The sequence below is a fragment of the Actinoplanes sandaracinus genome (genome assembly GCF_030009775.1).
GTDB classification, from domain to species: Bacteria; Actinomycetota; Actinomycetes; order Mycobacteriales; family Micromonosporaceae; genus Actinoplanes; species Actinoplanes sandaracinus.
Window position 1 is genome coordinate 224,172 of record NZ_JASCTH010000004.1, and the last position, 22,585, is coordinate 246,756.

Annotated in this window: 20 protein-coding genes and 1 riboswitch; of the genes, 6 read left to right on the forward strand and 14 right to left on the reverse strand. The window is 72.1% G+C overall.

Annotated elements, in window-relative coordinates; genetic code table 11:
* Positions 1 to 7: 7 nt before the first annotated feature.
* Genes ung through QLQ12_RS07805 form a run of 6 tightly spaced genes read right to left on the reverse strand, consistent with a single transcriptional unit; the run spans position 8 to position 5,194 of the window.
* A complete protein-coding gene (ung, locus tag QLQ12_RS07780) occupies positions 8 to 691 on the reverse strand; it encodes a uracil-DNA glycosylase (RefSeq protein WP_282758181.1) in 684 nt (227 codons plus the stop codon).
* Entirely contained in the window at positions 688 to 1,137 is a 450-nt protein-coding gene (tsaE, locus tag QLQ12_RS07785) for a tRNA (adenosine(37)-N6)-threonylcarbamoyltransferase complex ATPase subunit type 1 TsaE (RefSeq protein WP_282758182.1), read from the reverse strand. The genes ung and tsaE overlap by 4 nt, the downstream gene beginning before the upstream one ends.
* Positions 1,134 to 2,201, reverse strand: coding sequence for an alpha/beta fold hydrolase (locus tag QLQ12_RS07790; protein WP_282758185.1), 1,068 nt, complete (start codon positions 2,199 to 2,201; stop codon positions 1,134 to 1,136). The genes tsaE and QLQ12_RS07790 overlap by 4 nt, the downstream gene beginning before the upstream one ends.
* On the reverse strand, positions 2,198 to 3,319 hold the full coding sequence (gene alr / locus QLQ12_RS07795; RefSeq protein WP_282758186.1) for an alanine racemase: 1,122 nt from the start codon (positions 3,317 to 3,319) through the stop codon (positions 2,198 to 2,200). The genes QLQ12_RS07790 and alr overlap by 4 nt, the downstream gene beginning before the upstream one ends.
* Positions 3,320 to 3,357: 38 nt before the next feature.
* Positions 3,358 to 4,809, reverse strand: coding sequence for an NAD(P)H-hydrate dehydratase (locus tag QLQ12_RS07800; protein WP_282758187.1), 1,452 nt, complete (start codon positions 4,807 to 4,809; stop codon positions 3,358 to 3,360).
* A gap of 13 nt (positions 4,810 to 4,822) precedes the next feature.
* Entirely contained in the window at positions 4,823 to 5,194 is a 372-nt protein-coding gene (locus tag QLQ12_RS07805; RefSeq protein ID WP_282758189.1) for a holo-ACP synthase, read from the reverse strand.
* A 168-nt stretch (positions 5,195 to 5,362) separates the two neighbouring features.
* On the opposite strand from QLQ12_RS07805, the gene QLQ12_RS07810 reads away from it, so the two are divergent.
* Together QLQ12_RS07810 and QLQ12_RS07815 are read left to right on the forward strand one after the other, a co-directional pair.
* Positions 5,363 to 5,650 carry a hypothetical protein gene (locus QLQ12_RS07810; RefSeq protein WP_282758190.1) on the forward strand — a complete coding sequence of 96 codons (288 nt, stop codon included), beginning with the start codon at positions 5,363 to 5,365 and terminating at the stop codon, positions 5,648 to 5,650.
* Positions 5,647 to 7,152: an alpha/beta hydrolase gene (locus QLQ12_RS07815; RefSeq protein ID WP_282758192.1), complete on the forward strand. Its 1,506-nt coding sequence runs from the start codon at positions 5,647 to 5,649 to the stop codon at positions 7,150 to 7,152. Before QLQ12_RS07810 ends, QLQ12_RS07815 begins: the two co-directional genes overlap by 4 nt.
* A 20-nt stretch (positions 7,153 to 7,172) precedes the next feature.
* Here QLQ12_RS07815 and glmS read toward each other — a convergent pair whose 3' ends face one another.
* Entirely contained in the window at positions 7,173 to 9,056 is a 1,884-nt protein-coding gene (glmS, locus tag QLQ12_RS07820) for a glutamine--fructose-6-phosphate transaminase (isomerizing) (protein WP_282758194.1), read from the reverse strand.
* 226 nt (positions 9,057 to 9,282) lie between these two features.
* On the opposite strand from glmS, the gene QLQ12_RS07825 reads away from it, so the two are divergent.
* Both QLQ12_RS07825 and QLQ12_RS07830 read left to right on the forward strand, forming a co-directional pair.
* Complete coding sequence (locus QLQ12_RS07825; RefSeq protein ID WP_282758196.1) at positions 9,283 to 10,101, forward strand: MmpS family transport accessory protein; 819 nt, start codon at positions 9,283 to 9,285, stop codon at positions 10,099 to 10,101.
* A gap of 76 nt (positions 10,102 to 10,177) precedes the next feature.
* On the forward strand, positions 10,178 to 11,320 hold the full coding sequence (locus QLQ12_RS07830) for a pyridoxal phosphate-dependent aminotransferase (RefSeq protein ID WP_282758495.1): 1,143 nt from the start codon (positions 10,178 to 10,180) through the stop codon (positions 11,318 to 11,320).
* On the opposite strand, the gene glmM is transcribed toward QLQ12_RS07830, so the two are convergent.
* From glmM to rplM, 3 genes are all read right to left on the reverse strand, one after another.
* Positions 11,310 to 12,668 (reverse strand): phosphoglucosamine mutase, encoded by a 1,359-nt coding sequence (gene glmM, locus QLQ12_RS07835; RefSeq protein WP_282758197.1) that lies wholly within the window; start codon positions 12,666 to 12,668, stop codon positions 11,310 to 11,312. The two genes, QLQ12_RS07830 and glmM, sit on opposite strands and share 11 nt — an antisense overlap.
* A gap of 170 nt (positions 12,669 to 12,838) precedes the next feature.
* Complete coding sequence (gene rpsI, locus QLQ12_RS07840) at positions 12,839 to 13,336, reverse strand: 30S ribosomal protein S9 (protein WP_282758198.1); 498 nt, start codon at positions 13,334 to 13,336, stop codon at positions 12,839 to 12,841.
* A 20-nt stretch (positions 13,337 to 13,356) separates the two neighbouring features.
* Complete coding sequence (gene rplM / locus QLQ12_RS07845) at positions 13,357 to 13,800, reverse strand: 50S ribosomal protein L13 (RefSeq protein ID WP_282758199.1); 444 nt, start codon at positions 13,798 to 13,800, stop codon at positions 13,357 to 13,359.
* Between the two features lie 681 nt (positions 13,801 to 14,481).
* Here rplM and QLQ12_RS07850 point away from each other — a divergent pair.
* A complete protein-coding gene (locus QLQ12_RS07850) occupies positions 14,482 to 15,627 on the forward strand; it encodes a uroporphyrinogen-III synthase (RefSeq protein ID WP_282758201.1) in 1,146 nt (381 codons plus the stop codon).
* Positions 15,628 to 15,639: 12 nt separating this feature from the next.
* On the opposite strand, the gene QLQ12_RS07855 is transcribed toward QLQ12_RS07850, so the two are convergent.
* The 4 genes from QLQ12_RS07855 to QLQ12_RS07870 are packed head-to-tail and all read right to left on the reverse strand — an operon-like array spanning position 15,640 to position 19,810.
* Positions 15,640 to 16,254, reverse strand: coding sequence for a GTP-binding protein (locus tag QLQ12_RS07855; protein ID WP_282758203.1), 615 nt, complete (start codon positions 16,252 to 16,254; stop codon positions 15,640 to 15,642).
* Positions 16,235 to 16,597 (reverse strand): DUF742 domain-containing protein, encoded by a 363-nt coding sequence (locus tag QLQ12_RS07860; protein ID WP_282758204.1) that lies wholly within the window; start codon positions 16,595 to 16,597, stop codon positions 16,235 to 16,237. The genes QLQ12_RS07855 and QLQ12_RS07860 overlap by 20 nt, the downstream gene beginning before the upstream one ends.
* A 43-nt stretch (positions 16,598 to 16,640) precedes the next feature.
* Positions 16,641 to 17,048 carry a roadblock/LC7 domain-containing protein gene (locus QLQ12_RS07865; RefSeq protein ID WP_282758206.1) on the reverse strand — a complete coding sequence of 136 codons (408 nt, stop codon included), beginning with the start codon at positions 17,046 to 17,048 and terminating at the stop codon, positions 16,641 to 16,643.
* Complete coding sequence (locus QLQ12_RS07870) at positions 17,045 to 19,810, reverse strand: sensor histidine kinase (protein WP_282758207.1); 2,766 nt, start codon at positions 19,808 to 19,810, stop codon at positions 17,045 to 17,047. Before QLQ12_RS07870 ends, QLQ12_RS07865 begins: the two co-directional genes overlap by 4 nt.
* Positions 19,811 to 20,373: 563 nt before the next feature.
* On the opposite strand from QLQ12_RS07870, the gene QLQ12_RS07875 reads away from it, so the two are divergent.
* Entirely contained in the window at positions 20,374 to 22,143 is a 1,770-nt protein-coding gene (locus QLQ12_RS07875; RefSeq protein ID WP_282758208.1) for a hypothetical protein, read from the forward strand.
* 356 nt (positions 22,144 to 22,499) lie between these two features.
* Positions 22,500 to 22,574: riboswitch (cyclic di-GMP riboswitch) on the forward strand.
* Positions 22,575 to 22,585 lie beyond the last annotated feature (11 nt).

The following is a 22,585-nucleotide window of genomic DNA, read 5'->3' on the forward strand; positions in this document are numbered from 1 at the left end:
GGTGACCCTAGACGGTGGCTTTCGGGTCCCAGTCGATGACCGGCCGTCCGCCGTCGGCCAGGGCCTTGTTGGCCGCGCTGAACGGACGGCTGCCGAGGAAGCCGGCCCGGTTCAGCGGGCTCGGGTGCCCGGCTTCCAGCACGGCGTGCACCGGGTTCGTGACCAGGGCGGCCTTCTTCTTCGCATAGCTGCCCCAGAGCATGAAGACGATCCGCTCGTTCCGCGCGTCGAGGGCACGGATGGTGGCGTCGGTGAACGCCTCCCAACCCTTGTTGCCGTGCGAGCCGGCCTTGCCCGCGCGGACCGTCAGCACCGCGTTGAGCAGCAGCACGCCCTGTTTCGCCCAGCCGGTCAGATCGCCGCTCGCCGGCTTGGGAACGTTGAGGTCCTCGTTGAGCTCCTTGAAGACGTTGCTCAGCGACGGCGGCCGGCGCACCCCGTCACGCACGCTGAAACTCAGCCCGTGCGCCTGCCCCGGGCCGTGGTACGGGTCCTGGCCGAGGATCAGCACCCTGGTCTCGGACGGCGAGCACAGCCGGTACGCCGCGAACAGGTCCTCCATCGGTGGGTAGACCGTCTCGTTCGCATACTCCCCGGCCACCCACGCGCCCAGGGCCGCGGTCGCCGCCTCGTCGAGGAAGGGGGTCAGTTCGTCGCGCCACTTGGGGGGAAGCAGCTCGGTCAGATTCACATGGTCTCCAGTCGGTGTGCCCAGTCGCCGCCGTGCGGCACCAGATCGATGACGCGGGTGTCGTCGTCCAGCCGGTCGATGCGGACCCGCAGGTATTCGTCGTTCAGCTGCTCGACCATCCCGGCGCCCCACTCGATCACGGTGACCGCGTCGTCGGCGGAGGCGTCCAGGTCGAGATCGTCGATCTCGGCGCGCGGATCCGGCCGGTCGCCCAGCCGGTACGCGTCGGCGTGCACCAGCGGCAGCGGCCCCCGATGCACCCGGGCGATCACGAACGTCGGCGAGGTGATCGGCCCCTGCACGCCCAGGCCCGCGCCGATGCCCTGCACCAGGGCCGTCTTGCCGGCGCCGAGCGGCCCGGTGAGTAGCACCAGGTCGCCGGCCCGCAGCACCGCGGCGAGCCGCTGCCCGAACTCGCGGGTGTCCTCGACGGTCTTGAGTTTCACGTCAGTTTCTCCAGGAACGGGATCAGCGCGGCGTTGACCTGATCGGCTTTCTCCAGCATCACCACGTGGCCGCTGCTCTCGATCTTCAGCAGCTCGGCCTCGGGCAGGTGCTTGAGGATCTCCTCGGAGTGGGTCGCCGGGGTCAGGTAGTCGCGGTCGCCGACGACGACCAGCACCGGCACACCACTCAACGCGGACAGCGCCGGGATGCGGTTGTGCGTGTAGAGGGTCTGCAGGTATTTGGTGAGCGTCTCCGCCGACGTCCGGGAATTCATGCTCTCCACGAACGTGACCAGCGACGCGCTGGGCTTGGCCTCACCGAACCCGTAACGCCGGGTGAGCAGCCAGGCCAGGTCGGAGGAGACGACCCGGGCCCGGTCGATGGTGCCGCCGCCGAGCTGGGCCGCCTTGTCCCACAGCGGGAAGAACGGGGCGCTCACCCGGGCCACCACGTTGGTGAGGCCGAGTTTCGCCTTGTCGAAGAGGCCGGCCGAGGTGGACATCAGGACCACGCCGGTGACCCGGTTGCCGAACCAGGCCGGGAACTGCTCAGCGAACGCCATGATGGTCATGCCGCCCATCGAATGGCCGACCAGGATTATCCGGCCCTCGGGCACCGCCTCGGTGAGCACCGCCGCGAGCGACCGGCCCAGCGCGGCGAGGTCGTAGGTGCCGGATTTCAGCTTGCCGGACCGGCCGTGCCCGGGCTGGTCGTAGAAGACCATCCGGTGTGAGCCGCGCTCGGCCAGCTCCTTGCGCTGGAAGTAGAAGGTGCCCATGTCGAGGGCGAAACCGTGGACGAAGACGATGGTTGGGTCGTCGGGCGCGTCGTCCGGCTCGATGATCTCCACGTGCAGGTCGGTGCCGTCGGCCGCGGTGACCGTCAGCTCGCGGTCGAACGGCTGGTCACCGAACGGCTCCTCGACATAGGGGTCGCCGGGCACGTTGACCGACCGGCGCACCAGCACCCGCTCGACGGCGAACGCGGTGGCCAGACCGGCCGCGGCCACACCGACCACGGCCCCGAGGATGCCCGCTCGCTTGGCGACGCGTGACCGGTTCACCGGGCGGCCTCCCCGTCGTAGTGGCGTGGGACCCGGCTGCTGCCGAATCTGGTGACGATCTCGTAGTTGATCGTGCCGGTCGCGGCCGCCCAGTCGTCGGCGGTCGGCCCGCCGTCGTCGCCGGGCCCGAAGAGGGTGGCCACGTCGCCGGCGACCACCGGCTCGTCACCCACGTCGACGACCAGTTGGTCCATGCAGACACGGCCGGCGACCCGTGCGGTGATGCCGCCCACCCGGACCGGGCCGGTGCCGGAGGCGTGCCGGGGCACCCCGTCGCCGTAACCGAGGGGCACCACGGCCAGTGTGGTCTCTCGCGGTGTCACGTAGGTCAGCCCGTAGGACACGCCCTGACCGGCCGGAACCCGTTTCGTCAGGGTCACCCGGGCACGCGCGGTCATGGCCGGCCGCAGGCCGTAGGTCTCGCCCGCGACGGGCGACAGGCCATAGGCCGCGATGCCGGCCCGGACCAGGTCGAAGTGCGTGTCGGGCCGGGTCAGCGTGGCCGCCGAGTTGGCGATGTGGCGATAGCGGGGCTGGATGCCGTAACTCGCGGCCAGGGTCAGGCCCTCGCGGAAGGCGGCGAGCTGGCGGTCGACCGACTCGTGGCCGGGCTCGTCGGCGCAGGCGAAATGGCTCCACACCCCGACCGGCTCGAGGTCACCGCCGGCCTGGGCCTTGGCCGCCGACTCCAGCAGGGCCGGCCACTCGGCGGCGACCGCCCCGCCACGGGACAGGCCGGTGTCCAGCTTGAGGTGCACCCGGGCGGGCCGGCCGGCCCGCCGGGCGGCGGCGATCAGCTCGTCGAGCATGGCGGGCGTCGCGGCGCTCAGATCGACCCCCGCGCCGACCCCCTCGTGCAACGGCAGGCCGGGGCTCAGCAGCCAGGCCAGGACGGGCGCCTCGACCCCCGCCCGGCGCAGCGCCAGCGCCTCGTCGAGGGTGGCGACGCCGAGCCAGGTGGCGCCCCCGGCGAGGGCGGCCCGCCCGGCCGGCACCATGCCATGCCCGTAACCGTCGGCCTTGACCGCCACCAGCACCTCGGCGGAGGTGCGGGCACACAGCAACGCGACGTTGTCCCGGATGGCGTCCAGATCGACGCGGACTTCGGCCTGCCACATGCCTCCACCCTACTGAGGCGTATGACAATTTCCTCCGGTCAGCCCAGGAGACCGGCCAGGACCGGGCGCAGGGCGGATGCCACGTCCGGCGCGGTGACCGGGCCGTCCTCCGCCGCCCGTCGGCCGGCCAGTCCGTGCACATAGGCGGCGGCGACCGCGGCCCGCACCGCGGGAAGCCCGGCCGCGAGCAGCGACCCCAGCAGCCCGGCGAGCACGTCGCCGGTGCCGGCCGTGGCCAGTGCCGGGCTGCCGGTGGGGTTGGCCCAGATCTCCCCCGCCGGGGTGGCCACGATGGTCCGGTCGCCCTTCAGCAGCACCACGGCGTTGGTCCAGGCGGCCAGCCGGGCGGCCGCTCCGGCCCGGTCCGCCCCGGGCGCCTCCCCGGCCAGCCGCTTGAACTCGCCGTCATGCGGGGTGAGCACCAGAGGGGCGTCGCGGCGCAGGTCCACCGCGTGTTCGCCGCCGACCAGCAGATTGATCGCGTCGGCGTCGAGCAGCACCGGCAGCGGCGTGGCCAGCACGCTGCGCAGCTCGGTGCGGGCCTTCTCACCGCTGCCGAGGCCGGAACCGCAGACCCAGGCCTGCACCCGGCCGGCGGTGGCCACCCGGTCCGCGACCACGACGGACGGGTGGGCGCGCACCACCTCGCGGTGGGCGCTGCCCGCGTACCGGACCATGCCGGACGGGCCGGCCAGGGCGCCGGCCGTGGAGAGCAGGGCGGCACCGGGATAGAGGGCCGAGCCGGTGGCCAGGCCGACCACGCCACGGCTGTACTTGTCGGAGGTCGCGCCGGGACGGGGCCACCAGGCGGCGATGTCGGCCGTCTCGGCAACCCGGACCGCGGGGTCCCCCACCAGCGCCGGGCCCAGCCCGATGTCGACCAGCTCCACCTGGCCGCAGTGGGTGACCGCCGGGCCGAGCACGTGGGCCGGCTTGAGGCAGCCGAAGGTCACGGTGACATCGGCGGTCACCGCATCGCCGGGCACGTCACCGGTGTCCACCGACACACCGCTCGGGACGTCCACCGCCACCACCAGGGCGCGGTCGCCGGCCCGTCCGGTCAGCCCGCCGAGCTCGCGCACGATCGCCGCCGCCCCGGGCCGCAGCCCGCCGCTGGCTCCGATCCCGACGATGCCGTCCAGGACCAGGTCGGCGCGGGCCGGCAGGTCACGGGTGGTGAATCCGCCCGCCTGGCGCAGCGCGGTCAGCCCGGCCAGATGCACCCGTTCCGGGGTCATCAGCAGAGCGCGGACCTGGGCGCCCCGGCTCGCCAGCACAGCTCCGGCGTAGAGCGCGTCGCCGCCGTTGTCGCCGCTGCCCACCAGTAGCAGGACCCGCGCGCCGTAGACGCCCCCGGCGTCCTCCAGCAGCAGCGCACAGCGCCGCGCCAGACCGGCCGCCGCCCGCTGCATCAGGGTGCCCACGGGCAGGGTCGCCATCAGGTTCTTCTCGGCCGCCCGGACCTCAGCCGCCCGCCACACCTGCCGCATTCTTCCTCCGTCACTAGCCCGCCTCGGCCACCACCATCGCGGACGCGATTCCGCCGTCGTGCGACAGCGACAGATGCCATCGGGCGATGCCCCGCTTGGTCGCCGCGGCGGCGACCGTACCGGAGACGGTCAACCACGGACGGCCGTCCGGATCGGTGACGATCTCGCAGTCGTGCCACCGCAAGCCGGCCGGCGCGCCGAGGGACTTGGCGACGGCCTCCTTGGCGGCGAACCGGGCGGCGAGCGACTCCGCGGACCGCGGGTTCCCCGACCCGGTCAGGCGCTCTGCCTCGGTGAAAAGCCGGTCCGCGAGCAACGGGGTCCGCTCCAGCGCGCGGGCGAAACGCTCCACCAGGACTACGTCGAGGCCGACAGACACGATCACAACGGTCACCTTATCGGTGCGTCCGGTCACTTTCCCCGGCCAGCACGTCTATCAGGGAGGTCGATCCGCCGGCAAGGCCTGTGGACGATTCGTCCACAGGCGTGCCCCGCGGATCCGTCCCGGCCTCTAACGTCGGCGCATCCCGTCGTCCCCCATGGAGGTTGCCCGATGAACGCCGACTTCGAAGCCGAGGCCGAGGGCCTGCGCCGGAGCGCGACAGCCGTGACCGGGCTGGCCGGGCGGGTGTCCGGCGCCGCCGGTTCGGTTCCGGGCACCGACCCGGCCCCCCGGTGGGCCACCACCGGCGCCGCCACACTGATGACCGAGTCCGCCCGCCGGCTGCTGAGCCTGCTCGGCCACGACACCGCGGAGACGGCCGAGCGGATCAGGGCGGCCGCGGCGGCGTACGAGCAGGCCGACGCCCGTGCCGCGGCCCGTCTGCGGCAGGCCCGGTGAACGGCGCCGCCGTCAGCGCGACCGCTGTCACCTACGCGCGACTCCGGAGCACTGATCCGGCCCGCTGGCGGGTCACCGCGCTCGCCTGGCGCCGGTGGGCGGCGCTGGCCGGGGCGTTCTGCGCCGAGTTCGGCCCGCTGCTGGCCCGGCTCCGCGACTCGTGGTCCGGGGCGGCCGCCGAGGCCGCCGCCGCCCGGCTCAACGCCCTGCGCCGCCGGATGGCCTGGTTCCGGGTGATCTGCTGGCGGGCCGACCAGGCGCTGAGCGAGTTCGCCGCGGCGCTCGCCCGGGCCCGCGCGCTGCTCGACCGGGCGCACACGGCAGCCGGGCGAGCCGGCCTGGTCATCGACGATTCCGGTGCGGTGCGCGGCCCCGCGGGCGAACACGACGCCATCCGGTCGGTGGGCGCCGAACTCGGCTCCGCCCTGACCGTGGCCGCCGAAGCCGACGCCTCCGCCGCCGCCCGCCTCGGCGCGCTGGCCGACGTGCCGCCCGCCCCGGTTGTCACGTCCTTCCCGGCGTGCACCGCCACCCCGGCCGAGGTGCGGCGCTGGTGGGAGCAGTGGACCCCGGCCGAGCGCGACTGGCTGCTGGCCACCGAGCCGGCCGCGCTGGCCGGCGCCGACGGCATTCCGGTCGCCGACCGGGACGTCGCTAACCGGCTGCTGCTCGACGACCACCGCCTCGAACTCGACCGGATGCGGGCCGTCGGCGCTGATCCGGACCGCATCCGTGACCTGCTCGAGGGACTGGACAGGTTGACCGCACGCCTCGACGACGAGACCGGGCCCCGGGCGTACCTCGTGGGCCTGGGTCTCGACGGGGAGGGCCGGGCCGTGGTGGCGCTCGGCGACCCGGACCGGGCCGCGCACGTCCTCACCCACGTACCCGGTATGACCTCGGACCTGAAGTCGCTGGGCGGCGAGCTGAGCCGGGCCGAACGGGTCGCCGCCCGAGCCGGGGAGCTGGGGCCGGGCGGGTCGACGAGCGCGGTGCTGTGGCTTGACTACGACGCGCCGGACTTCGTGCACGAGGCGGCCTCGGCCCGGCAGGCACGTGACGGCGCCCCCGAGCTGACCCGGTTCCAGGAGGCGTTGCGGGCCACCCATGACGGCGAACCGGCACACCAGACGGTGCTCGGGCACAGTTACGGCTCGCTGGTGGTGGGCCGGGCCGCGGCAGCCGGTGGGCTCCCGGCCGACGACGTGGTCTTCGTCGGCTCGCCCGGCGTCGGAGTGGACTCGGCGTCCCAGTTGAGGATCCCGGCCGACCGGGTGTGGTCGACGACGTCCATCACCGACCCGATCCGGCTCGCGGCCAGGCCCGATCCCGGCCTCCCCGACCGGTCGCGTGACCTGTGGTTCGGCCGCGACCCGAGCGAGCCCGGATTCGGCGCCCGGGTCTTCCGGAGCCAGCTCGACGCCGGTCACCTCGGCTACTGGGACGCCGGGAAACCGGCTCTCGACGCCCTCGCCCGGATCACGCTGGGCGGGGCGCCGTGAGCCGGCGACTCACTCCGGGGTCACTCGACGGTGACCGACTTGGCCAGGTTGCGGGGCTGGTCGACGTCATGTCCGCGGGCCGCGGCGATCTCACAGGCGAGGACCTGCAGCGGGACCGTGGTCATCAGCGGAGCCAGGAGAGTGGGCGTCTGCGGCACCGTGATGAGGTGGTCGGCGAACTGGCGGACGTCCTCGTCGCCCTCCTCGGCGATCACGATGGTGCGGGCGCCACGGGCGCGCACCTCCTGGATGTTCGAGACCACCTTGTCGCGCATGACACCACGGCCCGCCGGCGACGGGACCACGCACACCACCGGGGTGCCCTCGTCGATCAGCGAGATCGGACCGTGTTTGAGCTCGCCGGCCGCGAAGCCCTCGGCGTGCATGTAGGCGAGTTCCTTGAGCTTGAGCGCACCTTCCAGGGCCACCGGGAATCCGACGTGCCGGCCGATGAAGAGGACCGTCGACGCGGTCCGCAGGTCGCGGCCCAGGGCCCGGACGTCCTCCATCCGGCCCAGCAGCGAGCGGAGGCTGTCCGGGGTGGCCCGGAGCTTCTCGACCACCGCGGCGACCTCGTCGGCGTACATCACGCCGCGGATCTGGGCCAGGTGCAGGCCGATCAGGTAACAGGCGACCAGCTGAGTGAGGAACGCCTTGGTGGAGGCGACCGCGATCTCCGGCCCGCCGTGGGTGTAAAGGACGGCGTCCGACTCGCGCGGGATGGTGGAGCCGTTCGAGTTGCAGATGGCCAGCACCCGGGCCTTCTGCTCCTTGGCGTGCCGCAGCGCCATCAGCGTGTCCATCGTCTCGCCGGACTGGCTGATCACGATCACCAGCGTGGAGCGGTCCAGGATCGGGTCCCGATAACGGAACTCGCTGGCCAGCTCCACCTCACAGGGAATCCGCACCCAGTGCTCGATGGCGTACTTGGCGACCATCCCGGCGTGGTACGAGGTGCCACAGGCCACGATGAACACCTTGTCCACGTCCCGCAGGTCCTGGTCGGTGAGCCGGACCTCGTCCAGGATGATCTCGCCACGCTCGCTCAGCCGCCCGAGCAGAGTGTCCGCGATGGCCTGCGGCTGCTCGGCGATCTCCTTGAGCATGAAGTATTCGTAACCACCCTTCTCGGCGGCGGACAGGTCCCAATCGACGTGGAACTCCTTGCCGGTCGCCGGGGCGCCGTCGAAGCCGGTGATCTCGATGCCGGCCGGGGTGATCAGGACGACCTGGTCCTGGCCGAGCTCGATCGCCTCACGGGTGTGCTCGATGAAGGCGGAGACGTCGCTGGCGAGGAAGTTCTCCCCGTTGCCGCGGCCGACCACCAGGGGCGAGTTGCGGCGGGCGGCGACCACCGCGCCGGGTACCTCGACGTCGACGGCGAGCAGGGTGAAGGCACCCTCCAGCCGGTTGGCCACCCGGCGCATGCCCTCGGCGAGAAGCGCCGGGCCGTCCTCGGCGCCGGCCTCGCGCAGGGCGCGCATCTCGGCGGCGAGCAGGTGGGCCGCGCACTCGGTGTCGGTGTCGCTGCGGAACTCGACGCCGGTCGCCTCGAGCTCGGTGCGGAGGCGGGCGAAGTTCTCGATGATGCCGTTGTGAATGACGGCCACGCGGCCGTCGTCGGAGAGGTGCGGGTGGGCGTTACGGTCGGTCGGACCGCCGTGGGTGGCCCAGCGGGTGTGCCCGATGCCGGTGGCGCCGGCCCCGATGCCGTCGTCGCCACGCTCGGCGAGAGCCTTCTCCAGGTTGGCGAGCTTGCCCGCCTTCTTCTCGGTCTTGACCAGGCCGTTGTCGATGATCGCGACACCCGCGGAGTCGTAACCGCGGTACTCCAGGCGGCGGAGCCCATCGATGACGATGCTCAGCGCCGGACGATTCCCTACGTAACCCACGATCCCACACATGACGGGCAGCCTAACCGACTTTCACTCACCCGTCATGCTCAAGAAGCACAGTTATGAGCATCCCATGTGATCGGAACCCTAGTTCAACCACCCCGCCAGCCCGCAAGCTCGGACTATCCAGCTCTCGATGAACAGACCGCCCATCACCTCTCGCCCATAAGGGTGAGTGATCCCGGGGTGCGGCGCTGGCGTACCGTCGGAAGACGGTGCCCCACCGGGAGGAAAGATGAGCGATCCGAGCGATCCGAGCGAGCCCCGGCAACCACCCCGGCCGCCCCAGTTCACGCCGCCCGACCCCACCTCGGGGTACCCGCCTACCGCTCAGTTCCCGCAGGTCGGCTACAACCCTCAGCAACCGCCGCCGTACGACCCGGCCACCGGTTACCCGCCGCCGTACGACCCGGCCACCGGCTATCCGCCGCCGTACGACCCGGCCACCGGATACCCGCCGCCCGGCGTGCCCGGCCCCCCGCCGGGGTACGAGCACCCGCAGCCCCCGCCACGCAAGAGCAGCGTCCCGCTGATCGCCCTCATCCTCGCCGTCACGCTGCTGCTCTGCGGCGGCGTCGTGACCGCGGGTGTGATCCTGTTCAGGCAGGCCACCGACAAGGCGGAGGAGCTCGCCGAGCCGATCCTCAACCCGACGCTGCCTACGCCGGACGTCGAGGTGCCCGGCCTGCCCGGCCTGCCGACCGACTTCCCGGACCTGCCCGGGCTGCCCACCGACTTCCCCACCGGCCTGCCCGGCATCGGCGAGGGCAAGGAGATCTCGGTGACCTACGAGATCACCGGCGACGGGCCGGCCGAGATCCTCTACGTCGACAGTCTGGAGGGCACGCCGAAACGGGTGGGCGGCGCCAAGCTGCCATGGAAGGTCACGGTCAAGGTGAAGGGCACCGCCCTGGTCTCCGTCATGGCCGTGCGCACCGGCCTCGGCTCCGGCTCGATCACCTGCCGGGCCAGCATCGACGGCGAGCAGGTGGCCGAGCACAGCGCCGAGGGCACTCTGGCCACCGCCAACTGCTACAAGATCGTCGTCAACTGACCGCACAGCCACTCGTCGCCCAGCCGCAGGGAGCACGGTGACCACCTCCACCCCGGCCGATCCGCTCGTCGCGCGGATGCGCCCGTTCGGCACCACGATCTTCGCCGAGATGTCGGCCCTCGCGGCCCGGACCGGCGCGGTCAACCTCGGGCAGGGTTTCCCGGACACCGACGGCCCGCCGGAGATGCTGGCCGCGGCTGCCGAGGCGCTCGCCGGCGGGGCGAACCAGTATCCGCCGCTGGCCGGCATCCCGGTGCTGCGTTCCGCGATCGCCGCACACGAGCAGCGGTTCTGGGCACTCGCCCGAGACCCGGACACCGAGGTCGCGGTCACCGCCGGCGCCACCGAGGCGATCGCGGCGGCCATCCTGGCGATCTGTGAGCCGGGCGACGAGGTGGTCTGCTTCGAGCCGTACTACGACTCGTACGCGGCTTCGATCGCCCTGGCCGGGGCGGTTCGCCGGCCGGTCACCCTGCGTCCGGGGCCGTCCGGGCGCTACGAGTTCGATCCGGACGAGCTGCGGGCGGCGTTCGGCGGGCGGACCCGTCTGGTGCTGCTCAACTCGCCACACAACCCCACCGGCAAGGTGTTCACCGGCGCGGAACTGGAACTGGTCGCCGGCCTGTGCCGGGAGTACGACGTGTTCGCGGTCACCGACGAGGTCTACGAGCACCTGGTCTTCCCCGACGCGGCGGCGCCGCACGTGCCGCTGGCCGGCCTGCCCGGCATGCTCGACCGTACGCTGCGCATCTCCTCGGCCGGCAAGACATTCTCCTGCACCGGCTGGAAGATCGGCTGGGCCACCGGCCCGGCCCGGCTGGTGTCGGCGATGCTGCGGGTCAAGCAGTTCCTGACCTTCGTGAACGGCGCGCCGCTGCAGCCCGCCGTCGCGGTGGCGCTGAACCTGCCGGACTCCTACTTCACCGGGTTCACCGCGGGCATGCAGGACCGCCGGGACCGACTGGTCACCGGCCTGACCGAGGCCGGGCTGACCGTCCTGCCCTCGGAGGGCACCTATTTCGTGACCGCCGACATCCGCCCTCTGGGCGGTGCCGACGGTGTCGAGTTCTGTCGCGAGCTGCCCGCCCGGTCCGGGGTGGTAGCGGTGCCGACCCAGGTCTTCTACGACCGTCAGGACGCGGGCCGGCACCTCATCCGCTTCGCCTTCTGCAAGCGCCCCGAAGTGATCGACGAGGCGGTCCGCAGACTCAGGAACTAGGTGGGCTGGCGGACCGCACCTCGTCGGCGATCCGCTCGGCGACCGCGCGGGCCTGCTCCTCGGTGGCGGCCTCGACCATCACGCGGACCAGCAGCTCGGTGCCGGACGGCCGCAGCAGCACCCGTCCAGTCTCGCCCAGCTCGTTCTCGGCCAGCGCGACGGCGGCCTGCACGGTCGGGGCGGCGGCGCCCGCGTCCCGGTCGCCCACCCGGACGTTGATCAGCACCTGCGGCAACTTGTGCACGACCGCGGCCAGGTCGGCCAGGGACTTGCCGGACGCCGCGATCTGGGCCATCAGGTGCAGGCCGGTGAGGACCCCGTCGCCGGTGGTGGCGAAGGCCGGCATGACGATGTGGCCGCTCTGCTCGCCGCCGAGGGCGAGGTCACCGTTCTGGAGTTCCTCCAGCACGTACCGGTCGCCGACCTTGGTCTCGAGCAACCGGATGCCGGACTGCTTCATCGCGATCCGCAGCCCGAGGTTGCTCATCACGGTGGCGACCAGGGTGTCGCCGGTGAGGGTGCCGGCGTCGCGCATGGCCAGCGCGAGGATCGCCATGATCTGGTCGCCGTCGACGACCTGACCGGAGGCGGTGACCGCGAGGCAGCGGTCGGCGTCGCCGTCGTGGGCCAGGCCGAGGTCGGCGCCCTCGCGGAGCACCGCCTCGATGACCTTGTCGAGGTGGGTGGAGCCGCACTCCTCGTTGATGTTGAGGCCGTCCGGGTCGGCGTGGATGGCGATGACCTCGGCACCAGCCTCCTTGTACGCCACCGGCCCGACCTCGCTGGCCGCCCCGTTGGCGCAGTCGACGACGACCTTGATGCCGTCCAGCCGGTTCGGGATCGACTCGACGAGGTGCCGGATGTAATGCTCCGCGCCGTCGAGGAGGTCGTTGACCCGGCCGATGCCGGCGCCGATGGGACGGCCGACCAGGCCGTGCCCGTCCTCGACCGCCTTCTCGATGCGCTCCTCGAGCTCGTCGGGGAGCTTGGTGCCGCCGGCCGCGAACAGCTTGATGCCGTTGTCCGGCATGGGGTTGTGCGACGCGGAGAGCATCACACCCAGATCGGCACGGGTCTGCCCGACGAGGTAGGCGACGGCCGGGGTGGGGAGCACACCGACCCGCACCACGTTGGCTCCGGCGCTGGTCAGGCCCGCGACGACGGCGGCCTCCAGCATCTCGCCGCTGGCCCGCGGGTCACGCCCCACGATGGCGAGCGGCGGATGACTGCTGTCGGTCTCGACCAGCACCCGGGCAGCCGCGACCGCGACCGAGAGGGCCAGTTCCGGGGTGAGCAGATCGCCGTTCGCGAGACCGCGAACGCCGTCCGTGCCGAAGAGTCGCCCCATGGCGGCTTCCTTTCGCCGGTAAATGTGGCTTCCAGCCTGCATCAACGTGCGACTGGTCCAGGAGTACCGGAACGGCTAGTTGGGGAGGGAGGCGGGGAAAACATCAACGGCCGAGCACGTCCCCCGCTCGGGGGACGCACTCGGCCGTCGATTCAGACGCGGCGCAAAAATCAGCGCTTCGAGTACTGCGGAGCCTTACGGGCCTTCTTGAGACCGTACTTCTTGCTCTCCTTGACGCGGGCGTCACGGGTGAGGAAGCCGGCCTTCTTCAGGGCGGGGCGGTCGTCCGGGTCGTTCTCGATGAGCGCACGGGCGATGCCGAGACGGAGGGCGCCGGCCTGGCCGGTGATGCCGCCGCCGCGGAGGTTCGCGATCACGTCGAACTGCTCGGCGCGCTCCGTGGTGGTCAGCGGCTCACGGATGAGCTGCTGGTTCACCTTGCTGGGGAAGTAGTTCTCCAGGTCACGGCCGTTACAGGTGATCTTGCCGGTGCCGGGCACCAGGCGCACCCGAACGATGGCCTCCTTGCGGCGGCCGACGGTCTGGATCGGACGTCCACCGGGGCGCGCGGCGCGGACCGGGGCCGGCGCGGCCGTCTCAACGACGACGACCGTCTCAGCGGGCTCCTCGACGGTCTCGACGACCTCGGGCTCGATGATGTCGGACATGCTGCTGCCTTCTCCCGCGCTCACTGCGCGATCTGCTTGATTTCGAACGGCTGGGGCTGCTGAGCGGCGTGCGGGTGCTCGGCGCCCGGGTAGACCTTCAGCTTCTTGATGATCTGCCGCGCGAGCTTGTTGTGCGGGAGCATGCCCTTGACGGCCAGCTCGATCGCCTTCTCCGGACGCTTGGTCAGGAGCTCCTCGTAGCCGATCTGCTTCAGACCACCGGGGTAACCCGAGTGGCGGTAGGCGACCTTGGTCTGGCGCTTGTTACCGGTGAGCGCGACCTTGCCGGCATTGATGATCACCACGAAGTCGCCGGTGTCGACATGCGGGGCGAACGTCGGCTTGTGCTTGCCGCGCAGGAGCGTGGCGGTGTGGGTAGCCAGGCGGCCCAGAACGACGTCAGAAGCGTCGATAATGTGCCACTGACGCTCGATCTCACCCGGCTTCGGGCTGTACGTACGCACAGAATTACCTTGTCTCGTCGTCGGTCTGGGAGTGCGCGCTGGTCGCATCAAGCAGATGCGTCAAGCAACCCCGCAGAGGGACCACTCGCATCAGTCGCACAACAGCAGGCAACAATACCCGGCCGCGCGGCGTGTGGTCAAAACAGGCAGCGTTCGAGGCACCGAGCATCCGGCGAAGGTTCTGGTTGCAAACCCTCAGCCCTGGTGGTACTCCGAACCAGCCCAGCATACTCGGCGAGGCGGACCCGTCCGCAGCGGGTCGCACCCACTCAGCCCGCCCGACGTGGCAGGCCCGAAGCCCGCCCGACGTGGCAGGCCCGAAGCCCGCCCGACTTAGCAGGCTCGAAACAAATGGGACGCTCGTCCGAAATTAGGCACCGGCACGCTTCCGGTCATGGCCAACGGTGCGGACCTCAGAGCGGCGCGGCCCGGCATCGGCCGACGCCACGTCCTCGGACGCACCATGGAGAGACCACCGTCAGGGTTGAGGACGGACCTGACGGTGTTCACCGGGCCGGTTCGCCGGTTCGGTGAAAAGGAGTCGCGGCGTGCCCCGGACGGAGGCATGGCGAGGCCCGCAAGCGTGACATGGGAGCGGGTCGACGCTGAGGACGGCGGGCTTCGAGCGTGCCCTTCGGTGGACCGTTCGGGCACGCCGCGACTTCTCGGCCCGGGGATCGGATGACCGACCGTGCCCCGGGCGCCCGCCGGGCGGTGCTGACCGCGGCCGCGCTGGCGGAGCCGACGGCGGCACTGTCCGGCTACACCATCGGCGTGACCGCCGATCACCGCAAGGACGAGGTCGCCACCCTGCTGGAGGCCCGCGGCGCCCGGGTGGTGCTGGCTCCCGCGCTGCGTATCGTCCCGATCTCCGACGACGCGGAGTTGCGCGCCGCCACCCGCGCCTGCCTCGACACCCCACCCGACATCGTGCTGGTCAACACCGGCATCGGCATGCGGGGCTGGCTGGAGGCCGCGGAGGGCTGGGGGCTGGCCGAGCCGTTGCGCGCCGTCCTCTCCCGCGCCTATCTGGTCGCCCGGGGCCCCAAGGCCCGGGCCGCGGTCCGCACCGCCGGGCTGCACGACCAGTGGTCACCCGACGGCGAGGGCTACGAGGAGGTCGTCGAGCATCTGACCGCCCGCGGCGTCAGCGGCCTCACCGTCGCGATGCAGCTGCACGGCGAGAGCCAGCCCGAGTACACCGAGGCCCTGGAATCGGCCGGCGCCCGCGTCATCGAGCTGCCGGTCTACCGCTGGGCCCCGCCCACCGACCCGGCGCCGCTGCACCGCCTGGTCGATCTGATCCTCGGCCGCCTGGTGGACGCCGTGACGTTCACCTCGGCGGCCGCCGTGCGGGCCGTGCTGCGCGCCGCCGGGACCGGCGCCGACGCCCTGCTGGACGCCCTGCGCGACGACGTCATGGCGGCCTGCGTCGGGCCGGTCACCTCCGCGCCACTGCGCCGCCGTGACGTTCCGGTGGTCACTCCGGGGAAGGCCCGGGTGAGCGCGCTGGTCCGTACCATCGTGGAGGAATTGCCGAAGCGGGCGGTGAGCCTGCAGGTCGCCGGACACTCCATCACCCTGCGCGGCCATGCCGCGGTGATCGACGGCGAGTTGAGGCCGCTGGCGCCCGCCCCGATGGCCGTGCTCCGGGCGCTCGCCAACTCCCCCGGTCGGGTGCTCTCCCGGGCGGCTCTGTTGCAGGCCCTGCCCCGGGGCGCCGACGAGCACGCCGTCGAGATGGCCGTGGCCCGGCTCCGGGCCGGCATGGCCGTGCCCGGAGTGGTCCAGACCGTCGTGAAACGCGGGTACCGGATACCGGTCTGACCGGCGCCCGGGTCAGCCGACCGGAGTGGCCTGCTCGTGCTCGGCCACCAGGGTCGTCATGGCGTGCTCGACCACGCCGATCAGTACGGCCTTGACCGACTCGCGGTGTCGCGCGTCACACATCAGCAGCGGCACCCGGGCCGGAATGGCCAGCGCCTCGCGGACCTCCTCCGGCTCGTAGCGGGGCGCCTCGTCGAAGCAGTTGACCGCCACGAGGTACGGCAGATGCCGGTTCTCGAAGTAGTCGAGAGGCGCGAACGCGTCGGTGAGCCGACGGGTGTCGACGAGCACCGCCGCTCCGACCGCACCCCGGATCAGCTCGTCCCACATGAACCAGAACCGGGTCTGCCCGGGGGTGCCGAACAGATAGAGGATCAGGTCGTCGGCCATGGTGATCCGGCCGAAGTCCATCGCCACCGTGGTGCTGCCCTTGCCCGGCACCTTGGAGGCGTCGTCGACGCCGGCGCCGGCCACCGTCATCACCGCTTCGGTGGTCAGCGGTTCGATCTCGGAGACCGCTCCGACGAGGGTCGTCTTGCCGACGCCGAACCCACCGGCCACGACGATCTTGGCGGAGGTGATCTCCGCGGGATGCGACCGCGTCCCCTCAGAGCTTGCGAAGTCCACCCAACACCCTTCCCAGCAGGTCCATCCGCTCCGTGAACCCGGTGCGGGGAGCGGCACTGTGCAGCTCAAGCAGTCCGTCGGCCACCATGTCGGCGACGAGCACCCGAGTCACCCCCAGAGGCAACCGGGTGAGCGCCGCCAGCTCGGCGAGCGACAGTGCCTTCGGCTCACACAGCACGGCGATGCGGTACTTGTCGTGACCGGCGAACCGTGACTCCTGCACGGCCGCCGAGCTCGCGAGCAGAACCGCCTCGATCGGGATGTCCCGAATCGGTTCGGTCCGCCCGCGGGTGACCGCGTACGGCCGCACCAGGTTGCCCCGGGGATCCAGCGGCTGTTCCATGTCGCGGTCACCTCGTCTCCGCCGGGGCACGGCGCCCCGGCGTCTAGTAGCTGACGGCCTCGCGTGGCGCCGGCGACAGGGCCGCGCCGACGCGCTCCACCAGCAGGGCCATCTCATAGCCGACCTGACCGACGTCGCAGCTGCGCGCGGCCAGGACGGCCATCGACGAACCGTCGCTGATGGACATCAGGAAAAGATAACCGCTGTCCATTTCGATGATGGTCTGTTGCACCTGCCCTGCGTTGAACATCCGGGAAGCGCCGTCGGTGAGACTGACCACGCCGGAGGTGATCGCGGCGAGCTGGTCGGCCCGATCCGCAGGCAGGTCCCGGGACGTGGCCAGCAGCAGCCCGTCGGCCGAGACCGCGATCACGTGCGCGATGCCGGCGACGCTGTCGGCGAAGTTGCTGAGCAGCCAGCCCATGTCGTGCATGGTGGGGGGCCTGGTCACTGTTCCTTCTCCTTCGGAGCGTGTGATGCGGTGGCGGCGGTCTCGGCAACGCCGTCCGTCCGTCCTCGTTGCACTCCTCTGTGATACGCGGCGAGCAGCCCGCGAACCTCATCCGGACTGCGACGATGTTGCGCCCGCTGGGTGATCTGCACCCCACCGGGAACGAGTTGCGCCTGCGGAATCCGTTTGGGGAGACCGGAATGCGTGATGCCGGCGTCCTTCGGATCGGCGGCGGCGACCGCGCGCTGCCAGCCGTCGTCCGCCGCAGTCCGCCAGCGTTCGTCGCCGATCGACCGGGGTTTGGCAACGGCCGGGGGCGCGCCGTTCGCGGACTGGACCGACACGGTCACCGGGGACGGCGGTGGCGCGTACCCCGCGGTGGGCATGCCGTTGCGGTCGGCCTCTTCCTGGTCCTGCTCGCCCGCGAACCAGCTGTGCTGCATCTCGATCCGGATCGGCACGGCCCCCTCGGCCGCCGCCGGCGTCGCGGCGGGCGGCGGCGTCGCGGCGGGCGGCGGCATCGCGGCGGGCGGCGGCATCGCGGCGGGCGGCGGCATCGCGGCGGGCGGCGGCATCGCGGCGGGCACGGTTTCGACCGGCTTCGGGACCCGCGTCGGCAGCGGGGGGCGGTCCGGCGTCGGTTCCAGATCCAATGCCGACATGGGTACGCCGACCTGCGGCAACCGGACCGGCGTCGGGACAGGCGCCGGAGCGGTACGGATCGGCGGCCGCGCGTCCACGCCGCGCGGCGTCCCCTGTGGCAGCGGGGGCGGCGGTCCCGGCCGGGTCCAGCTGGCCGCCCGGGACGGCGGGGCACTGGCCGCGCCGGGCATGACGACGATCTCGGCGGGCAGTGTCACCTCGGCGATCGTGCCGCCTTCCGGCCCGGGCCGGAGTTCGACGCGGATGCCGTGCCTGGTCGCGAGCCGCCCGACCACCGCGACGCCCATCAGACGGAACGCGGAGGCGTCCACTTCGGCCGGTTCGGTGAGCCGCCGGTTGAGCTGTTCCCTCTGCTCGGCGGTGATGCCCAGGCCGCGGTCCTCGACCCGGACCACCGCGTGGTCGCCGTCGCGCCCGCCGTGCGCCATCACCACGGTGTCCGGCGCGGAGAACCGGGTGCCGTTGTCGAGCAGCTCGGCGATCAGCCGGACCACGTCGTTGACGGCGGCGGCGGCGATCAGCACGTCGGTGTCGATGGTCCCGAACTCGATCCGATGATAGAGCTCGACCTCGGACTGGGCGGCCCGGAGCGCGTCGATCAGCAGCGCGTCCTCGCGGCGCGGCGTGCCGACCTCGGCGCCGGCCAGCACCAGCAGGTTCTCGTCGTTGCGGCGCATCCGGGTGGCGAGGTGGTCGAGTTCGAAGAGCCGGGCGAGCCGCTTCGGGTCCTCCTCCATCCGCTCGATCTGGTCGAGCTCGCCGATCATCCGGTCGACCAGCGACTGACTGCGCCGGGCCAGGCTGAGGAACATGGTGGAGAGGCTGATCCGCAGCGCGGCCTGCTCGGCGGCGACCCGGATGGCTTCCCGGTGCACCATGTTGAACGCCTCGGCGACCTCACCGAACTCGTCGGAGCCGGTGAGGGGGATCGGGTCCCGGCTCTGGGCGACGATCCGGTCGACGCCACCCTCGCCCAGGCTTTCCACGTCCTTAAGCAGGCTCACCGCTTCGGGCAGGTCGCGGCTGGCCACTGTGAGAGCGCCCTCCCGCAGGCGGCGCACCGACAGCAGCAGGGATCGGCCCAGGTAGACCGCGATGGCCACGGTCGCGATCAGGACCACCAGCACCGCGATGAGTTCGATCACGGCCATGCGGGTGGTGACGGCGCGCTCGTCCTCGGCGACGGTGACGGCCTGTTCCTCGAGCTGTCGTTCGGCGCCCCGGAACAGCACGATCACGTCACCGAACGCGTCGGCGACCTCGGCCGGGCCGGCCGCCGCGTCGCCGGTCAGCCGGGTGGTCAGCTCATCGGCACGGGCCACCGCCGGGTCGCCCACCACGAGGTCGGCCAGCGCGATCTGGTCGCGGGTGGCCACCTCGCGGAAGTCGGCGAGAGCACGGGCCCGGGTCGCCTGCGCCGCGATCATCTCGCGCTGCCGGTCGGCGCCGAACTCGTTGGCGGCGCGGGCGACGTACGCCAGCGCGGCCTGTTCGGCCGCCGCGCTCTCCATCTCGGTGAACGCGGCGAGCGCACGCAGGCTGTCGGCGACCTCGCCACGGTCGGCGACCTGGCTCAGCAGCTCCTCGTATCCATCCAGGCCGGCGAGGATCGCGCTGTAACGCTGGGCCGCGTCGGCCAGACCGGGGCCGGTGCGCTCACTGACCGCGGCCCGGAGGGCGGGCAGACCGGCCAGACGCTCGTCGATGACGGCGAGACGGGTTTCGACCCGGTCCGGGATCGTGGTGATCCCGGACCGTTCGGTGCGGAAGGCCTGTGCCTGGGAGTCCACCGCCTTGGCCGCTTCGCGCAGACCGGTCACCGGGGCGTCCGGCGTGGCCAGGAACTCGACGGCGGCCATCCGCTCGTCATGCAGCAGCCGGCTCAGGTTGGAGAGGCCGGCGCCCAGGTCGGCGAGCTGTGCCACCTGCCCGGCGGCACCGGCCCGCTGACCGACCTGGAGAAGGTGCATCGTGGACACCCCCGCCACCGCGACCAGCGGGAGGATCAGCATGCCGGCGAGCCGGGCCCGGAGCCGCGCCTTCCGTGGGCTGCGGAAGCCGCTACGTCGCGCAGCCAGGGCCGAGGATCCCGTGCTCACGACATCTCCTTCGCGGTCGTCCCCGCTCCGCACCACGGATGGAAGCGGCCATCTTCAGGCCGCGGTCCGGCCCCGTTCGGTGCCCGCGGCAAGGCCCGCGCCGTTTCCGGCACGGCGGCGATTTCATCAGAACGCCGGGCCTTTTGGGAAGTCTGGATCCTCCGGTAAAAGGCTCGCCTGTCCGGGTGATAACCGCGCGCGAGTGCGCTCCGTGGTCGCGCTCCCGGCGTTGACGTGCACGAATGCGTCACACACAACCGTCTGTGAGGTCACGATCACCGGACACCGTCATGATTCCAACCACTATGTGGGAGTTCCGTCCCGCCACCTCGAAGAACACGGTGTCAAGGTTTGGCGCGAAACGACGGACTCGTTGTCCGTGCGCGACAGTGTCCACTCCGGACGGTAGGTCTGGCAAGCACCCTGCGCAGCACCCGAAAGTCACCGTATGTGTTTGTTTTAGATCGACGCAGGTCGATCATAGATTGACATGACTTTAGGGTGCCTTAAGAAGCGGACCCCGGACTGGCGCATCATGCGCAACATTCCGTAACGTGCGCGGCATGGCAATTCGGAGCTGGCTGAAGCTGCTGGCCGCTACCACCACGGCCGCCGCGGCCGTCGGGGCCGGCCAACTCGGCATCGCCTACGGGCTCGGCATGGTGCGACTCGACCAGACCCTGGAAATCACTCAGCGTGACCAGTGGACTGCACAACTCGCCTGGGTCGCATGGATCACGATGACTGCCGCCGCACTCGGCGCCGTGGTCGCGACCGGCCTGCGCCCCCGCTGGTCCCCGCACGCGGTCGGTGCCGGCGGCGCTCTCGGCATGGGCCTGGCCGCCGGGATCGGCGCCCTCGCGGTGCTGCCGCTGACCATGCAGCCGGCCCGCGCCGCCCAGGTCACCGGAGTGCAACCGGTCCTCGTCATCGGCATCTGCGCCGGCCTCGGCGCCGCCGCCGGCATCTTCGCCGGGTGGGCCGCCGCCGCCCGCGCCGTGGCCCGATGGAGCCTCGCCACCCTGACCATCGCCGTCTGGGGCATCGCCCTGATCTCCGTGACGCCCTCCCTGCTGCCCGGGAAGACCCCGGACGCGGTCCGGCTCGGCGTCCTCGAAGGCGACCTGATCCCCGCCGCCGTCATCGAGCGCACGCAGTTCGCCACCATGCCGACGATCGCGATGATCGCCGGCCTGATCATCGGCTGGATCGCGCGCGGCCGGAAACTGCCGACCCTCACGGTGGCGCTCAGCGGACTCGCCGGGCCCGCCCTGCTGACCGTGGCCTACCTGATCGCCGGTCCCGGCTCGTCCGCCGGCTTCCACCTCAGCCCCTACTGGGCGGCGATGACCGCGAGCGGCGCCGGAGTGCTCGGCTCGGTGCTGGCCGCGATCGCGCGTGGCGCCCCTGAGCCGCCCGGGGAACCCGGCGCGCCGGCCGGCGAGACCCCCACCGACACCGAGTCCGAGTCCGCCGATCCCGACCGGCCCACCCTGCCCCGCCGGGACGCACCCGTGCAGTCGGCGATCGCCCAGGCCGCGGCCGCCGCGGCCCAGCGGCCCGAACCCCAGATGCGCCCCTCCGACACCGGCGTGTTCGCGGTCGCGGTGGCGGACCGGCCGCACCCGCCGCACGACCTGACCGCCGCGGCCACGCCCGGCGGGTCGCCCGCCGGCGGGTCGCCCGCCGGCGGGTCACCCTTCACCGCCGGGACCGGCACGCCGTTCGGACAGGCGGCGCCTCAGGCGCCCACACCGGCGGTCTACGGGCACGCCTCGGTTCAGCCACCGCACCCGGCGCCGGGTGCTCCTGCCCGGGGGGCGGTCTCCCGGGGAACCGCTTCTCCGGGAGTCGCCTCTCCGGGCGCTGTCCCTCCAGGCGCTGTCCCTCCGGGCGCTGTCCCCCCGGGCACCGGTTCTTCGACTGCCGCCGCTCCGGGCGCCGGTGATGGCGGGCGTTTCTCCGGGCAGCAGCCCAAGGGCGCTGTCAGCGCTCTGCGGCGGGGATGGCGTACACGTAAGTCCGCCCCCGAACCTCCCACTGCCGCACCGTCCTCCGCCCTGACCGGCGACACCGGCTCGTTCAACGGTTTCACGGCCCCTCAGCCCGGCGCGCGGGCCGGGTTCGACACCGCCTCACGTGCCCCGCTCACTCCCGAGCCGACGCCGATCAGCGCCCCTCTGCCGCATCCGCAGCCGATCGCCCCGCCGCCCTCGGCCCCCGGTGGCCGCGGCGCCCGCGGCGCCTCCAACCCGAAGGACCGTGCCTCCCACCCGAAGGACCGTAAGGACGACGACTACGCCGACTGGCTGAACGGCCTCGGCGGGGCCTGACCTCACGGACCTCACGGACCTCACAGACCGCACGGCCGCGGCGTCATCACCGGCGCCGCGGCCGGTCAGCCCCTCACGGAAGCACCGGCCGGCACTCCTTGTGAGCGCTTCTAACAGCTTTGAACCCTTCCTTCTCGTACGCGCGGCGGCCGTCCCCCGACGGCCGCCGCGCCGCGTTTCGTCCGTTCCCGGACGGCCCTCGGCCAGGCTCTGAAACCATTCGGCAACTCGCTAGCACCTCGTCGGGACTCAGGTGCGAAAACCCCGGAATTGCCTTAAAAAATCATGGGCCAGCCGCTTATCCGCGCCCCGGGACGACCGAAAAACCTGGCGTAAGCGAAACGAGCAACCCGCTCGGCCGCAAAGAGCAAACCCGGCGCAAGCCGGGGACGCAAAGCCACAGAGCCCAATGGGCTGGCTGGGCTACCGACCAAGGGGAGAA

Bases quoted from the DNA above. Each gene is read 5' to 3' on its own strand.
- alr (WP_282758186.1), bottom strand. From the start codon at position 3,319: ATGTGGCAGGCCGAAGTCCGCGTCGATCTGGACGCCATCCGGGACAAC.
- QLQ12_RS07800 (WP_282758187.1), bottom strand. From the start codon at position 4,809: ATGCGGCAGGTGTGGCGGGCGGCTGAGGTCCGGGCGGCCGAGAAGAAC.
- QLQ12_RS07810 (WP_282758190.1), top strand. From the start codon at position 5,363: ATGAACGCCGACTTCGAAGCCGAGGCCGAGGGCCTGCGCCGGAGCGCG.
- glmS (WP_282758194.1), bottom strand. From the start codon at position 9,056: ATGTGTGGGATCGTGGGTTACGTAGGGAATCGTCCGGCGCTGAGCATC.
- QLQ12_RS07825 (WP_282758196.1), top strand. From the start codon at position 9,283: ATGAGCGATCCGAGCGATCCGAGCGAGCCCCGGCAACCACCCCGGCCG.
- QLQ12_RS07830 (WP_282758495.1), top strand. From the start codon at position 10,178: ATGCGCCCGTTCGGCACCACGATCTTCGCCGAGATGTCGGCCCTCGCG.
- glmM (WP_282758197.1), bottom strand. From the start codon at position 12,668: ATGGGGCGACTCTTCGGCACGGACGGCGTTCGCGGTCTCGCGAACGGC.
- rpsI (WP_282758198.1), bottom strand. From the start codon at position 13,336: ATGTCCGACATCATCGAGCCCGAGGTCGTCGAGACCGTCGAGGAGCCC.
- QLQ12_RS07850 (WP_282758201.1), top strand. From the start codon at position 14,482: ATGACCGACCGTGCCCCGGGCGCCCGCCGGGCGGTGCTGACCGCGGCC.
- QLQ12_RS07860 (WP_282758204.1), bottom strand. From the start codon at position 16,597: ATGGAACAGCCGCTGGATCCCCGGGGCAACCTGGTGCGGCCGTACGCG.
- QLQ12_RS07875 (WP_282758208.1), top strand. From the start codon at position 20,374: ATGGCAATTCGGAGCTGGCTGAAGCTGCTGGCCGCTACCACCACGGCC.